The organism is Mucilaginibacter sp. P1_D10 (assembly GCF_056406215.1).
Window position 1 is genome coordinate 83,386 of sequence record NZ_JBFUAP010000003.1, and the last position, 15,960, is coordinate 99,345.

Below are 15,960 nucleotides of genomic sequence, written 5' to 3' on the forward strand. Positions count from 1 at the left end.
ACTGGTAAGGTGTTAGCCCTTGGTATCTATCTGTTGATCAGGAAAGTTTTGCTTAATGTATTTGATCATTACCTTACCACTTTCCGAGTAAAATAAAACCTTCCGCCCGCGATATCCTCCAACATTATGGCTTAAAACCGGTATTTGCTCCTTTTTTAATACCTCAATAGCCAGCTCAATATTCCGTTCGCCAATATGAAATACGCCATTTGGTGTGCCTGTTTCGCAGCCCCCGAATACCTTGGCCTTTAAATTATTTTTGTTGCTGCCTAAGGCAAGCATTTTATTAATAATAGCCGGTATGGCTACGTCGCCATATTTATTTGATGGGGTACCTTCACCATTCCAATGCGGTAGCATATAGTGGTTAATACTCCCAAACTCCAACACGGGGTCCCAAAGGGCCACTGCTACGCACGAGCCCAAAATAGTATCGACAATGTGAGGCTTTCTGCTCGCAAAAATCGATCCCGGGTATAAATAATATCTCTCCATTATAAAATAATAGTGGCTGTTTATTTCCTTTTAAAAATGTTGGGCCGTATTTGCGTTAATGGTAAATTCATATTCGATACCGATTCTGAATGGCCCAGGAACAGATATCCTCCCGGCTCCAATTTCGAACATAACTTCAGGATCACTTTTTCCTGTGTTGGCCTGTCAAAATAAATCAAAACATTGCGGCAAAAAATGACATTGAAATTTGCGATCGCGCCAAAATCTTCGTCGATAAAATTTAAACGGCCAAACTTTACTTTTTCCCGCAGCTGGGGTACAATGCGCACAGTTTTGTTATGCACATCCTTACTTTTAAGCAGGAACTGGCGTTTCAAAGCAATTGGTACAGGGGTCACTTTATCTTCGGTATATACCGCCAATGCCGCAGCCTGCAAAACCCTGCTCGAAATATCGGTACCCCAGATATTAAAGCTAAACCCCATATGTGTTTCGGCAAACAGGCTTAAAACCATGGCCAATGTATAGGGCTCTTCGCCGGTAGAGCAGCCCGCGCTCCATACTTTAAAAGGTTTTGCGGAGGAATAATCGCGAAAAATCTCGGGCAATATGTTGTTTGATAAATAATCAAAATGAACAGATTCCCTGAAAAAATCGGTTTTATTGGTAGTCACCACATCAATCATGTGAATAAGTTCAGAACGCTGGCCTTCGTTACTGAATATAAACTCGCAGTATTTTTTATATGATGGTATATTTAAGGTGCGCAACCGCTTAAGCAAACGCCCCTCCAGCATTATTTTTTTTGACGGCGGCAGCTTAATCCCATAATTGGTATATATAAATGTACTTAACCTGTTAAAATCCAGGTCGGTCATTTTGGAATTATCAAAACTATCAATGTTAAAATACACCATGCCGGATAGCTCAAAACATTATGTTAAAACTTTTCATAATCTGCATCAAGGCTATCCATGTTCAAGCTAACCCCGTTTGAGGATGATTTGTATTTTGGAAGATGGCTTACTTTGGCTGTATTCCTCCTGGGCCTTGTTAACGAGTTAGGCTGAGCAATTGACGCTTTGTATTTTGAGCCGTTTTCAAATCTGAAAAATGAAATAATTTCCTTTAGCTGGTCGGCCTGGGATGAAAGTTCTTCGGCGCTGGCAGCCATCTCTTCGGAGGTTGCTGCATTTTGCTGGGTAACCTGGTTAAGCTGCTGTAAGGCGCTATTGATTTGCCCCGCGCCCAGATTTTGTTCGGAGCTTGAAGCGTTTATTTCTTCTACCAGTTTGGCGGTATGCTGAATGTTAGGTACAATTTCGCCCAAAAGCCTGCCCGATTTCTCGGCAATGGTAACGCTCGATTTTGAAAGCTCGTTTATCTCCGTTGCAGCAACCTGCGATTTTTCTGCCAGTTTCCGTACTTCGGCGGCAACAACGGCAAAGCCCCGGCCCTGGTCGCCGGCCCGTGCGGCCTCAACGGCAGCGTTAAGCGCAAGTATGTTTGTTTGCCTGGCTATATCGCTTATAATGGTAATTTTCTCGGCAATCAATTTCATCGAGCTAACGGCTTCATTCACTGCAACACTGCCGTCCAGGGCATCGGCCGAGGCTTTGATCGCTATTTTTTCTGTTTGATGGGCGTTGTTGGTGTTTTGTTGTACGCTTGCCACCATCTCTTCCATCGACGACGAAACCTGCTCGGTGGCAGCGGCCTGTTCGGTAGCGCCTTCAGACATTTGCTGGGATGACGAACTCAACTCCTGGCTTGCCGCCACAATATTATCAGAAGCTGAGTTTACGTACGAGATCACATTTTTAAACTTATTGATCATCCCTTTCAAATCCTCGAGCAGAAGGCCTATCTCATTATTGCTAACCACGTTAATATCAACGGTCAAATCACCTTCGGCAAGTTTTGATACTACATTGGTTGCATTTAAGATTGCTTTTCGGATGCTATGTACGATGAGTAACGATATGGATAGTGAAATAGCTATGCCAAATAATATAATGAGATAGGAGTGGGTTTTTGCATTTGAATATAATTCCTGTCCTTTGTTATATTCGTCTTCAGAAACTGCTACCTGGATATCTATCAACGCGTTAATATTATTAATAATAGGGTCTATTTTTGGATATAGCTCATTAATGGTAAATGGGGCTAATGCTGTTTTATCTTCACTATCAATTATTGAATGCAGCGACTCTATGGTTTCATCCGAATTGCGCATTAATTCTTCGGTTTGGACAGCCATTTTTCTTTCTTCGGGTGTTAAGTTGGTAGCGATATAGGCTTTCCAATTGTTCTTAATTTCTTCCTGGGCACGGATAATTTTTCGTTTACCGGTTTTGAAATTAACTACACCATCTTTAATTTTTTGAGCAACGTCTTCAATATCGAGGGTGTACCTATCACTAATTGTTGATAGCTGTTTAAGGCATACTACCCGGTCTTTAAACACCGTCTCGAGCGATTCGTTTACATTGCTTAAATTGCTCAATCCATATAAACCTATTGCCACCAGGGTAAACGAGGTAAGGAAAACCATGACAAATAACTTTGTCGATATTTTAATATTGTTCATAACATTTGATCGTTTAAGTTCGGTTTAATATTTTTCGTATCTTTCATCTATTGGGTCTTTCCCGTTCATATCTATGTTGATGCCCTTTGGAAAACGTTCGTTAACTGGTCTTTTTTTAGCTGGATAATTGGTGGCGGCAAAGGTTTTGTGATATGGTTTATTAACCGGCGCACGCCGTATTTCTATATGCGATTTAACATCGTTTCCGATATCAAAATTTACGATATCTTTCAACTGATCTGCCTGGCCGGAAAGTTCTTCGGAACTTGCGGCCATCTCTTCGGATATAGCGGCATTTTGCTGTATAACCTGGTTTAGTTGCTGTAAGGCGTTATTAATTTCATTGGCGCCGGTATTTTGTTCCATACTCGAAATACTGATTTCCTGTACCAGCTTGCAGGTTTTTTGTACTTCGGGCACAATCATATCCAATAGCTTCCCTGACCGTTCGGCTATTGTTACGCCGGATTTAGACAGGTTATTAATTTCAACAGCGGCCGTCTGGCAACGCTCGGCAAGTTTCCTCACCTCTGCAGCTACAACGGCAAAGCCCCTGCCGTTGTCTCCGGCCCTGGCGGCTTCAACAGCGGCATTTAAAGCCAAAAGATTGGTTTGACGGGCAATATCACCAATAATTGAAATCCGCTCGGCAATCTCTTTCATGGATTGTACGGTAATGTTAACCGCCTTGTTGCCTTCAACAATGTCTTCAACAACTTTTAAAGCAATTTTTTCGGTTTGTAAGGCATTTTCGGTGTTTTGCTGTATGCTGGATACGATTTCTTCCATTGACGACGAAACCTCCTCGGCCGATGCCGCCTGTTCTGTGGCGCCTTCAGACATTTGCTGTGCCGATGAACTCATTTGCGAACTGGCCGATGATATATTTTCTGACGCTACCTGGGCGTAAGAAACAAGGTCTTTAAGCTTTGCAACAATGCTATTGATGTTTCTAATGATAAAGAAGGCCAGCAACAATGAAATGGCTATTCCTGAGAATATAACGATATAGGAATGGGTTTTGGCAGTTGCATACACCTGCTGGCCATTGTTATATTCCTGGTTGGATACCGAAACCTGGATATCAACCAGCGTGTTTACATTATTCAGGATGGAATCAACTTTTGGGTTCACGTCGCTAACAGCAAAAGCTGCGAGTGCTTGTTTATCTTCTTTGTCCAGTATTACTTTAAGAGACTCAATCGATTCGTCGGCATTGGCCATTAACTCTTCGGTTTGATCTGATAATTTTTTTTCTTCGGGGATAGAATCGTTAGCTACAAAAGCAGCCCAATTTGTCTTAATTTCTTTCTGCGCCCTGATGATTTTCTTTTTACCTGTTTTTAAATCAATGCTGCCATCTTTTATTTGCTGACAAACCCCCTTGATGTTGATCAGGTACATATCCGAAACAACTTTTAATGATTTAAGGGACATTACACGGTCTTCAAACACAGTTTGAAGCGATCCGTTTACCTCTTTTAAATTAAGCTCTCCATTAATGCCAATTGCCCCTATAGTGAGGAACAGGACGCCAACCAGCATGTAAAGTTTGGTTGAAACTTTTATGTTCTGTAAAATCATTTTATGTTTAAATATTAACTTTCAGTAATGGCATACACATCGTCGGCCGAAAAAACTTTGTCGATATTTAATATCATCACAAAATTGTCCTCTACTTTTCCAATCCCTGTGATGAAATCTTCGCGGTACATGGCCCCCATGCTTGCCGAAACCTGGATATCCTCATCCGGAATATCAATTACCTTTTGTACCGAGTCAACAATAGCACCTACCAATAAGGGCTCTTTTCCGCTATCAATATTCAATACCACGATGCAGGTATCAATCGTAAATTCGGCATCGGGCATGGCAAATTTGTTGCGGGCGTCTATTACGGGCAAAATATTGCCTCTTAAGTTAATTACCCCTTTCATAAATGCCGGTGATTTGGGCACTTTAGTTATAGGGCTCATTTCTAAAATTTCTAATACGTCGCCTACGTTGATGGCAAAAAGCTCGTTTTGAAGCTTAAACGTTAAGTACGATTGTGTTTGCAGTTTTATTGACATATAGCAAGGCGTTTCTGGTGTAAGTATTGTTCGGCAACTTTATTGGTATCTAATACAAGGGCAATTTTACCATCTCCAAGTATGGTTGCCCCCGAAATATTGTCCATGTTTTGAAAATATCTTCCGAGGGGTTTAAGCACCGCCTGAAATTTACCTACGATGCTGTCCACAATTAGTGCAACCCTTTTTTCATCGTAGTAAACCAGCACAATTTCCTGCGAACCCGATAGGTTTTCTTTACCATCAAATTCTTCGCTTAAGCTGATGAAAGGAATTTGTTCGCCATCAAGCACAATCAGGTTATTGAAGCGGTTTAATTGCTGTACAGCGGGCGCTTCAAAGCAACGATCGACAGCGGCCAACGGAATTACAAACGAAACATCGTTGATTTTTACCAACAGGCCGTCGATGATAGATACCGTAATGGGTAATTTTATGGTAATGGTTGTACCGATGTTGAGTTGCGAAGTGATTTTGATCTGCCCTCTTATATCTTCGATTCTGCGTTTTACAACGTCCATCCCAACACCACGGCCCGAAATTTCGCTAACCTGCTCTGCTGTTGAAAATCCCGGAAGGAAAATAAGGTTGAAAATTTCTTTTTCGCTCAATACTTCATCTTTACCAATAATGCCTTTTTGTATCGCCTTTTCCCTTATTCTTTGCGCATCAATGCCTTTTCCATCATCCTGGATTTCGATATACACATTAACCCCGGCGCAAAATGCCTTAAACAAAATTTTGCCATGCCTTTTTTTCCCTGCTTTGGCTCTTTCATCAGGGTACTCAATTCCGTGATCGATACTGTTTCGAAGCAGGTGCATTATCGGATCTGACAGACCTTCCATAATATTTTTATCCAGTTCTGTATCAGTTCCTTCGGTAACAAAATCTATTTCTTTATTTAACTCGTTTGCCAAATCACGCACCAGTCGGTTAAACGGCGTAAGCATATTTTTAATGGGTACAAGGCACATGCTGAATGCATTATCCCTTAGCCTGGTTGATATTTTTTCAAGATTTTCGTTAACTGCCAATAACTCCGATTGTGGGTTTTGATCGGTGAGTGTGCCAAGTTTGGCCTGTAAAGTCATTAACTCGCTTACAAGGCTCATCAGGCTGTCCAATCTTTCTGAGGGTACCCTGATACTGGATATTACATTTTTTTTGGCGGGTTCTGCAATTGCCGTTTTTGAAACTTGTGGCAAAATATCTTTGATAATTTCTTCATGATAACTTGCGCTTTCATTTTGCCGCGGCAGGCCTTCTTCGATGTGGGGTATTAAATTTATTTCCAGTTTACACCTGCCCTCAACAAAAACGAACACCTCCCTGATGGTGTCAATACTAACGTTGGTGGCCAGGAAAATATCCCATGAAGTATAACAATATGTGGGCTCAATATCCTCCAGCGGAGGGATACCTTCAATATTTGGAATAACAGTGCAGTTACCAAGTGTTTGCAATTCCTCTAACAGGTAAACAGGATTAGTTCCGTTATAAAATATCTCTTTATCGGGTGCAAAAATGATATGGTAATTTTTTAACGCGTTATTTTCACTTGCTACTGTCTCGGAAGCCGGGGCAAGTGTATTGCTTTCGGTGTTTACTTCGGCCAAAATATCCTTTAAAATTTTTACTACTCTTGCCGTGAGGTTATCGTGTGTTTTTTGATGCTGAACATCTAACTCACCTTCGTTTTTGGCCAGGTGAGTTAAGTGGTCAAGCGAATCGAGCGTGATATCAATAATTTCTTTAGTAATTTTTTTTTGCCCGCTGCGTACGTGCTCGTAAATAGATTCAAGGTGGTGGGTAAATTCTGTAATTACTTTAAAACCAAACATCGAACTATTCCCTTTTAATGTATGCATAGCCCTGAAAACCTGTTGTATTAGTGCAGGGTCGCCGGGGCTGGTTTCCATTAAAAGCAAGCTCTTTTCCATGTCGGCTATCACTTCCATGGCGTCATCGCTAAAGTTTTGTTGGTATTGGTCCATCATCCTATCATTTTTTTAACTGTCGAAACCAATTTTTCTTTAATAGAATCTTTGTCTAATAACATGGTTGCTCCGGAGGTTTTGATATAGTCCTGTATGTTCATCGAGCTATCCGAAACAAATAACACCACAGGTAAAAACCTGTAGTAGTGCATATTCCTGATTTCGTTAATGAGTTGCAGACCGTCTTTATTAGGCATATTTAAATCAGTAATTACCAGATCAATGTTTTTACCATCAAAATGAGATAAAGCATCATCGCCATCGCAGCCGGTTAAAATAGTGTAGCCCGCATTTTTAAGTATAAAGCTGATTACCCTTATAACCATATCTGAATCATCTACTAATAAAACAGTCTTGCTCATTTCAAACTATTGGATAGAAAAGAATTTATTAAATCCGGACGTACTTAAAACATTAGTGATGTACTCAGTTTCTTCGAAAATGTATTTGACAAACACTCCCTCTTTAGAAGCGCTTTTGGATAGAGCTACCAGCAATTGTAATCCTGCTACATCAATTCTCTCAATATTTTTGAAATGTATTGTGGCATTGCGATGATCTCTGAGAAGGTTTAATAGTTCTTCTTTTATTTTTATAGCATCTCTGATTATCAGATCACGCTCTATCACCGTTTGTATATTTTGATTTTCTGTTAATCTATTTTTAATAGAAGTTTGCTTCATAAAATCAATTTTATTTAATTAGAATATTCGCATTTTTTACGTACAGTTAATCAAAAAAGTTGTTAATGATAAAATATATCTGAATGTAGCAGGGCTTTCAGTCGGGAATCTTCAGGCTGTGTTCAAGTAATTATCACTCGAAGCAAGTCTTACTTACTCGAGGCAGTTGAATGCCCCATTGACTTTACTATCTAAAATCTTAACACAATGGTGCGTGGTGCGCGCCTATGTGTGCCCGAGCACCTTACGTACACCTGATTCATGAATCAGGTGTTCAACAAAAAGGTACCTGTCTCTTGCCGGCATGCGCCTGTGGCGCGTGCCCCTGGATGTCACGCTACCGCCTAATACCAGCTAATCACAACCAATTGTATTTCCGCAATACACCCACCGCTTCCTTTGCAAGGCGCGAGGTTTAGATACTTAATGATTATCAGGTAGTATTTCAGCCGAACCCAATTCAACAAAAAGCCTTAATTTATCTACTCGATAAAATAAACTACAAACCTAATCTTTGCACAAGATGGGCTTCGGAACAACTCAACTAAACCTCATAATCATTGCGTTTCCAGTTTACTTTCTCCCGGCAATAATAGGCAGGCGAAAAAATAATTCCAGGTCTATATTCCGCTTAAACTTGCTTTTAGGTTGGACGCTGATTGGGTGGGTTATCGCGTTAAGGAGGGCCCTATCTAAAGAGGTGTTGCCGGTTTACCTTAAAAGGACGCCGTCTGCGCCGCAATTAAAAAGTACAGCTGATGAACTGGCCAAATTAGCCAAACTGCACAGCGATGGGGTACTTACACAAAAGGAGTTCGAAACGGAGAAGAGGAGATTGTTATCCTAAATTTAATCACTGATGAACGGAGGTGAACCGGAAATCATTGGAATGCTTTTAGTGCTTGTGCTGGGGTTCGTACTTTGTTTTCTGCCGGCCATATTAGCCAGGAAGTGATCATACATCGGCTTAGAATGCCATGTTCACGCGTGAACACCCGGCTTGAATTTAATGTATTGTAAATCAGGTAGTTAAAAAAATAGTTTAACTATCAATAAATCAGCTATTTAGCTACGGATTGATTGATAATAATATTATAATATTCAATAAATCAATTAGTTAGTAAAAATTTCGAACGGGCGCAGTGTGTTCATGAACACTGAACAAACGCGCTTGCGTAGTATAAGCTTGGACAAGAATACCGCTCAAACGGCCCGGTGTTACGGCGTGTAAGCCCCTACCTCATACCAACTGATATCCATCCCGCCATAGTTCCGCAGCACGTCTACTGCTTCCTGGGCAAGGCGTTCGTTCTCGGTGTTGATATTCATAATTACCTGCGGGCCATAGGCGGCGGGTACAAACTCGATATCTCCTTCGAGGAATTCGTTACCCAGTAAGTATTCGTAAGCATCCTTTGCGTGGTCGCGGTCGTCGAAAGTGGCGGTGGCTATATGTGGCGTCATGCGGGGATAACAGCGTTTTGGTTCATTTGTTTAGTCATTGAGTCATTGGTCATTAGTTCATTGGTGGGTTTCCGTTTATTTTTCAAACTACTCACCATCCCTACTTTCTTCTTAAGAAAAAAGTTCAATTGTCGATTTCTTTTTTGTACCTTTTGAACTTATTTGTAAATAGGCCGTATAAGCCGTTTATTACCAATTATAAACTTGTTTTTTTTGTTAATCCCCCTGGCGTTAAATGTATAAACGTTTATTCCTGTTCGTGCTTGCGTTTTCCGCTTTGAGCAGCTATGGCCAAAACCAGAGCCTCAAATTTGAGCATTTGGGGAAAAAGGAGGGGTTGACGCAGATAAACGTAGGCTGCATATTACAGGACAGCCGCGGCTTTATATGGGCCGGTACGCGCGACGGCCTCAGTAAGTACGATGGCTACGGTTTCACCACTTTCCGCCACGACCCGCAGGATACATCGTCCTTAAGCAGCAGCATGGTGGCCGATATTGTAGAGGACAAGGAGGGCAATATATGGATCGCTACCATTATCGGCCTTAACAAGATGGAACGCCGCACCGGCCGCTTCGTAAAATACCAGCACAAGGATAGTGACCCCAATTCGCTCTCGGGCAATATCCTCAACAAACTCTCGGTAGACGAAAAAGGGAATCTTTGGGTAGCCGGCCAAAACGGGCTGGATTACCTGGATACCAAAACCAACAAAGTCATTAGCCATTACCGGCACAACGCTGCGGATAAGCGCAGCTTAGGAGATAATAAGGTGAGCTGGGTGTACCGCACTGCCGATAACCGCATATGGGCCGGCACTACCGGCGGCGGCCTCAACGTGCTGGATAACGACAAAAAAGGCTTCACCAAATACAAGTATAGCGCTACCGACCCGCAAAGCATATCCGGCGATTTCATAAGCTGCATTTTCGAGGATAATAAGCACCGCCTGTGGGTTGGCATGCAGAAAGACGGCCTGAACATGCTCGACGTAAAAACGGGCAAATTCACCCGATACAAGCATAGCGATACGGATAAGAACAGTTTATCCGGCTCTACCATCTACAGCCTCAATATGGATGAGAACGCCAACCTTTGGATAGGCAGCGAAAACGGCGGCCTCTGCATCTTCAACCCCGAAACCAAAAAATTCTACACCTACCTGCACGACGATATAGACAAGAACAGCCTTACCGGCAATACGCTTTACGCCATCACCAGGGATAGGCAGGGCAATATGTGGCTCGGCGCGTTCAGCGGCGGCATCAACCTGTTCAAGCGCAGCTCGGGCAGCTTTACGCACTATCGGCACAATTCTTCGGGCAACAGCCTATCGAATGATTTTGTGCTGGCAGTTTACGAAGATGCGCAACGCAACGTTTGGGCAGGCACCGATGGCGGCGGCCTCAATAAATTCGATTATAAAACGGGGGATGTTACGCACTACACGCACAGCCCCGGCAAAAACAGCATCACCGGCAACTTCGTGCTCACGGTGAACCAGGACGCGGATGGCGATTTTTGGCTGGGTACCTGGGCAGATGGCCTCAGCATCTTCAACCCTAAAACCGGCGTCTTTACCAATATCAAAAGCCAGCCCGGTAACCCCAACAGCCTGCCGGGCAACAACATCTACGCGCTGATAAACGCTGAAGACAAAACCGCCTGGATAGGCACCTACAACGACGGGCTTAGCCATTACGATAAAAAAACAAAGCAGTTCACCAATTATAAATACGACCCCAACAACCCCCGCAGCATCAGCAGCGATAGGGTGTATTCCCTGCTGGAAGATAGCCGCGGTAATTTATGGGTAGGCACCTTTGATGGCGGTTTGAATCTTTTCGACAAAAAAACGGGCAGCTTTACCCGCTTTAAACACAACGCGGCAAAAAACAGCATCAGCGACGATAACGTGCCCGATCTTTTTGAAGACCGAAGCGGCAGCATCTGGATAAGTACTTTCTCGGGCCTTAACCAGTTCGATCCCATCACCAGGCATTTTACCACTTATACTAAAAAGGATGGCCTGCCCAGCGATATCATTTACGCTGCCCGCGAGGATGACGACGGCAAACTATGGATAAGCACCAACAACGGCCTCTCCGCTTTCGACCCGGCCACGCATACTTTCAAGAATTACTCGGTAGAGGATGGCCTGCAGGAAGATGAATTTAAATCGCACTCGGCGTACAAAGGCGCATCGGGTAGGCTGTACTTCGGTGGGGTAAACGGTTTCAACGCGTTTTCGCCCGGGCAGATTTTGAAGCCAGCGGGTTTTTCACCGCTGATGATCACATCGTTCCAGGTGTTCAACAAAAAGGTGCCTGTAGCCAAAAACAGCACGGATGCTTCGCCGCTGAAACAGGATATATCCGATGCGAAACACATCACGCTAAATTATAAGCAGTCGGTTATTTCGCTGGAGTTTGCCGCGTTGGATTTTACCTCGCCCGATAAAAAGCAATACGCCTATATATTAGAAAATTTCGATAAGGAGTGGAACTTCGTGGGTTCGCGCAATACGGCTACCTACACCAATTTGCCTGCGGGTACTTATACTTTTAAGGTAAAGTATCAAAACATGGCGGGGCTGTGGTCGCCGGTTACGCAGGGTTTAACCATAATAGTCCAGCCGCCTTTCTGGCTCACCTGGTGGTTTAAAATGCTGGCTGTATTGGTGGTAGTGGGCGGTGTGATCGCTATATTCAGACTGCGCATAAGCGCGATAAAAGCGCAGCAGGTAATACTGGAGCGGCAGGTAGAGGAGCGTACCCAGCGGCTTGGAGAAATGAGCAAGGCCGAGCGTGCGCTGCGCCAGGAAGCGGAGAAATCGCGCGAGGAAGCCGAAAAAGCCAACCAGGCCAAAAGCATATTTTTGGCTACCATGAGCCACGAGATACGCACGCCCATGAACGGCGTAATGGGCATGGCTACCCTTTTGGGCAACACGCCACTCAACTTAGAGCAGCAGGAATATACTGAAACCATCAAAACCTGCGGCGATGCGCTGCTGAATGTAATAAACGATATACTTGATTTCTCGAAGATCGAATCGGGAAAAATGGAACTGGAGGAACATGACTTCGACCTGCGCGATTGCATCGAAGCCGTGCTCGACGTGTTTGCCGAGAAAGCGGCCCGCACCAATATCGACCTGGTGTACCAGGTAGAGCACAACGTACCCGTGCAGATTATTGCCGATGCTTTCCGCCTGCGGCAGGTGCTGATCAATCTGGTGGGCAACGCCGTAAAGTTTACCGCCAAAGGCGAGGTGTTTATCTGCGTAAAGCTGAAAAGTACCGATGATAAGCAATTCGAGCTGCAGTTCGAGATACGCGATACGGGCATCGGCATCCCGCCGAACAAACTTAACAGGCTGTTCAAGGCGTTCTCGCAGGTAGATTCGAGCACCACCCGCAAGTATGGTGGCACCGGCCTTGGCCTGGCTATCAGCGAAAAGCTGGTTACCCTGATGGGCGGCGATATAGACGTACAGAGCCAGGTGGGTAAGGGCACCACCTTTATGTTTAGCATAAAAGCAAGGCCGGGCGTAAAAACGCAGCGCAATTACGTGCACCTGAACCTATCGGAAGTGCAGAACAAGCGTATTTTGGTGGTAGACGACAACCAAACCAACCGCGATATACTGGAAGAGCAACTGAAGCAATGGGATTTTGTACCTGTAATGGCCGAATCGGGCGATGCGGCGCTTAAGGCCCTGGCAGGCGACGAACCTGTGCACCTGATAATATCAGACATGAACATGCCCGAGATGGACGGCATACACCTGGCACGTAAGATTCGGGAGAAAACCCCTTCGCTGCCAATCATCCTGCTAACCTCTATGGGTAATGAGCAGAGCAAGAAAAATAAGCACTTGTTCAACGTGGCGTTGACCAAGCCAACCAAGCACCATGTGCTGTATAAGCATGTAATTGAGCAACTTAAGCTGAATATCGAAATCAAGGACGAAGTGCAACCGGTAAAAACACCGTTCTCCGAAGATTTTGCCAGGCAGCACCCTATCAATATCCTCATTGCCGAGGATAACGCCATCAACCAGAAACTGGCCAGATACATCCTCAATAAAATGGGCTATAAGCCCGATATAGTAGAGAACGGGCACGAATGCCTTAACGCCCTCATTGGCAAGAAATACGATATGGTTTTGATGGATGTGCAGATGCCCGAGATGGATGGATTGGAGGCTACCCGCTTCATCCGCCAGAATATGGACCACCAACCCGTAATCATCGCCATGACAGCCAACGCCATGACAGAGGACCGCGAATTGTGCCTGCAGGCCGGTATGAACGATTACCTGAGCAAGCCCCTCAAGCTCCAGGAAATAATGAACGCGCTGGAAAAATGGGAACCCAGCAAAACGGCTATTTAGGTTATGCTATAATTTAGATAACTTTACCCCAACTAAACATCATTTATGATAATCTCTCAAACTAAAATGTTCCGCATTGTGGGGCTGCTATTATTGGTTTTTGCCGTTACTTCGATAACTGCTAAGGCTTTGGCCTCCGGCGGATATTACTACCAGATAAAGATATACCACTTTAAGGATAAGGCGCAGGAGCAAGCTACCGATGCATACCTGAAAGATTACTACCTGCCCCAACTACATAAAATGGGCATGGCCAATATAGGCGTATTCAAGCCTGCCGATACCGATACCGCCCGCCGCACCTACGTATTTTTACCATTTAAAAACTGGAAACAGCTGGAAGGCTTCGAGCGGAAGGTGATTGATGCTGGCGATGGTGCGGCGGCCGCCAAGGATTACCTGGATGCAGGCTACAAAAGCGCGCCATATACCCGGCTGGAAACCATTGTGCTTACGGCATTTGCTACGCGTCTTTTTCCTGTTGCGCCTAAATTGACAGGCGACAGGGCTGCACGCGTTTATGAGTTGCGCAGCTATGAGAGCCCAACCGAAAAATACCATATCAACAAGGTAAAGATGTTCAATAGCGGCGAAACCGACCTTTTTGATAAAATTGGTGCCAACGCCGTGTTTTATGGCAGCGTAGTGGCAGGCAGCCATATGCCCAACCTGATGTATTTGACGTGTTACGAAAACATGCCGGAACGCGACAAGCATTGGACTGCTTTTTTTGCCGACCCGATTTGGAAGGCGCTTATTGCCGACGAGCAATACAAGAATAACGTATCGCGCAACGATACTGTTTTCTTGCATCCCACCGAATATTCTGACTTTTAAATTTACTGAATGAAACTGGAAAAGCGCGATTATGATGCCGTTGTAGTAGGCTCTGGCCCCAACGGACTGGCTGCGGCTATTTTGATGCAGCAAAAAGGCCTTTCGGTACTGGTGCTGGAAGCCAAGGATACGATAGGTGGAGGCCTGCGTACTGCCGAGCTAACCTTGCCCGGCTTTAGGCATGATATCTGCTCGGCTATACATCCTCTGGCTGCCGCCTCGCCATTTTTTAAGACTTTGCCGCTGGCCGATTTTGGCCTGGAATATATCAATCCGGATGTTGATGCTGCGCATCCCTTAGATGATGGCACAGCAGCCCTGCTAAAAGGCAGCGTAGCCGATACCGCCCGTTTGCTGGGTGCCGACGAAGCCACATACACCAAATTAATGGCATCTGTAACGGAAGCCTGGCCGCAAATTGATAGCGATGTTTTAGGTCCGCTGCATATTCCCAAACATCCGTTAATAATGGCCGGTTTTGGGCTGAAAGCTATGCCGCCGGCTACCTTTTTGGTAAATGGTTTTAAAACCGAACAAGCGAGGGCATTGCTGGCGGGCATGGCGGCGCATTCTATGCAGCCGCTTAGCCATGTTACCACATCGGCCATAGGACTGGTGCTGATGGCAGCGGGGCATCTGGGCGGCTGGCCCATCCCTAAGGGCGGTTCGCAGAGCATTGCCAACGCTTTAGCTGCGTATTTTACTTCGATAGGAGGTAAGATAGAGACCGGTACTTATGTAAAATCACTATCGCAGCTGCCATCCGCGCATGCGGTGTTATTCGATATTTCGCCAAAACAACTACTGCAGATTGCCGGGCATCAATTCTCGGCCATATACAAATGGCAGTTGGAACGATACCGCTACGGCATGGGCGTTTATAAGGTTGATTGGGCGTTGGATGGTCCTATACCCTTTACTGCAGAAGGTTGCAGGCGGGCAGGCACCGTGCACATTGGCAATACCTTCGAAGAAATCAAAGCAGCCGAGCAGCAGACCTGGGCCGGACAACACCCGGAAAAACCATTCGTATTACTGGCCCAGCAAAGCATGTTCGATGCGTCGCGTGCACCGGAGGGCAAGCACACGGCTTGGGCATACTGCCACGTACCCAATGGCTCTACCCAAAACATGACGGAGGTCATCGAAAAGCAAGTTGAACGCTTTGCCCCGGGCTTCCGCGAGCGGATATTGGCCAAACACACCATGGATACCACGCAGATGGAGGCCTACAACGCCAACTATGTGGGCGGGGACATCAACGGAGGGGTAATAGATATCGGGCAGTTGTTTACACGCCCCGTTTTGCGTTATTCTCCCTATAAAACCTCGGCAAAGGGTATTTATTTATGTTCGGCATCAACCCCTCCAGGAGGCGGCGTGCATGGCATGTGCGGTTTCTGGTCGGCCAAAAAAGCGCTTAAAGATGTGTTCGATATTTCGGTTGATAGTTTATAGA

At 44.8% G+C, this 15,960-nt stretch carries 13 protein-coding genes; 4 read left to right on the plus strand and 9 right to left on the minus strand.

The window, feature by feature from the left end; genetic code table 11:
- Positions 1-12: 12 nt before the first annotated feature.
- The 8 genes from AC1DYT_RS04960 to AC1DYT_RS04995 form a co-directional block, all read right to left on the minus strand.
- Entirely contained in the window at positions 13-360 is a 348-nt protein-coding gene (locus tag AC1DYT_RS04960; protein WP_477468538.1) for a chemotaxis protein CheD, read from the minus strand.
- A 155-nt stretch (positions 361-515) separates the two neighbouring features.
- Positions 516-1,334 (minus strand): CheR family methyltransferase, encoded by an 819-nt coding sequence (locus AC1DYT_RS04965; RefSeq protein WP_477468539.1) that lies wholly within the window; start codon positions 1,332-1,334, stop codon positions 516-518.
- A gap of 62 nt (positions 1,335-1,396) precedes the next feature.
- Complete coding sequence (locus AC1DYT_RS04970; RefSeq protein WP_477468540.1) at positions 1,397-3,046, minus strand: methyl-accepting chemotaxis protein; 1,650 nt, start codon at positions 3,044-3,046, stop codon at positions 1,397-1,399.
- Positions 3,047-3,070: 24 nt separating this feature from the next.
- A complete protein-coding gene (locus tag AC1DYT_RS04975) occupies positions 3,071-4,630 on the minus strand; it encodes a HAMP domain-containing methyl-accepting chemotaxis protein (protein WP_477468541.1) in 1,560 nt (519 codons plus the stop codon).
- Between the two features lie 14 nt (positions 4,631-4,644).
- Entirely contained in the window at positions 4,645-5,118 is a 474-nt protein-coding gene (locus AC1DYT_RS04980) for a chemotaxis protein CheW (protein WP_477459150.1), read from the minus strand.
- Entirely contained in the window at positions 5,109-7,118 is a 2,010-nt protein-coding gene (locus AC1DYT_RS04985) for a chemotaxis protein CheA (RefSeq protein ID WP_477468542.1), read from the minus strand. Before AC1DYT_RS04985 ends, AC1DYT_RS04980 begins: the two co-directional genes overlap by 10 nt.
- Positions 7,115-7,480, minus strand: a complete 366-nt coding sequence (locus AC1DYT_RS04990; RefSeq protein WP_477468543.1) for a response regulator — start codon at positions 7,478-7,480, stop codon at positions 7,115-7,117. The genes AC1DYT_RS04985 and AC1DYT_RS04990 overlap by 4 nt, the downstream gene beginning before the upstream one ends.
- 6 nt (positions 7,481-7,486) lie before the next feature.
- On the minus strand, positions 7,487-7,801 hold the full coding sequence (locus AC1DYT_RS04995; protein ID WP_477468544.1) for an STAS domain-containing protein: 315 nt from the start codon (positions 7,799-7,801) through the stop codon (positions 7,487-7,489).
- 523 nt (positions 7,802-8,324) lie between these two features.
- Here AC1DYT_RS04995 and AC1DYT_RS05000 point away from each other — a divergent pair.
- Complete coding sequence (locus tag AC1DYT_RS05000) at positions 8,325-8,648, plus strand: superinfection immunity protein (protein WP_477468545.1); 324 nt, start codon at positions 8,325-8,327, stop codon at positions 8,646-8,648.
- A 371-nt stretch (positions 8,649-9,019) separates the two neighbouring features.
- Here AC1DYT_RS05000 and AC1DYT_RS05005 read toward each other — a convergent pair whose 3' ends face one another.
- Positions 9,020-9,265, minus strand: a complete 246-nt coding sequence (locus AC1DYT_RS05005; protein WP_477468546.1) for a hypothetical protein — start codon at positions 9,263-9,265, stop codon at positions 9,020-9,022.
- Between the two features lie 235 nt (positions 9,266-9,500).
- Between AC1DYT_RS05005 and AC1DYT_RS05010 the strand changes: the two genes are divergently transcribed.
- From AC1DYT_RS05010 to AC1DYT_RS05020, 3 genes are read left to right on the plus strand one after another with little or no spacing between them, the layout of a single operon-like run.
- The gene (locus AC1DYT_RS05010; RefSeq protein ID WP_477468547.1) at positions 9,501-13,664 is read left to right on the plus strand and encodes a hybrid sensor histidine kinase/response regulator; all 4,164 of its coding nucleotides are present in this window, start codon (positions 9,501-9,503) and stop codon (positions 13,662-13,664) included.
- Positions 13,665-13,709: 45 nt separating this feature from the next.
- On the plus strand, positions 13,710-14,501 hold the full coding sequence (locus AC1DYT_RS05015; protein ID WP_477468548.1) for an NIPSNAP family protein: 792 nt from the start codon (positions 13,710-13,712) through the stop codon (positions 14,499-14,501).
- 9 nt (positions 14,502-14,510) lie between these two features.
- Entirely contained in the window at positions 14,511-15,959 is a 1,449-nt protein-coding gene (locus AC1DYT_RS05020) for a phytoene desaturase family protein (protein ID WP_477468549.1), read from the plus strand.
- Position 15,960 lies beyond the last annotated feature (1 nt).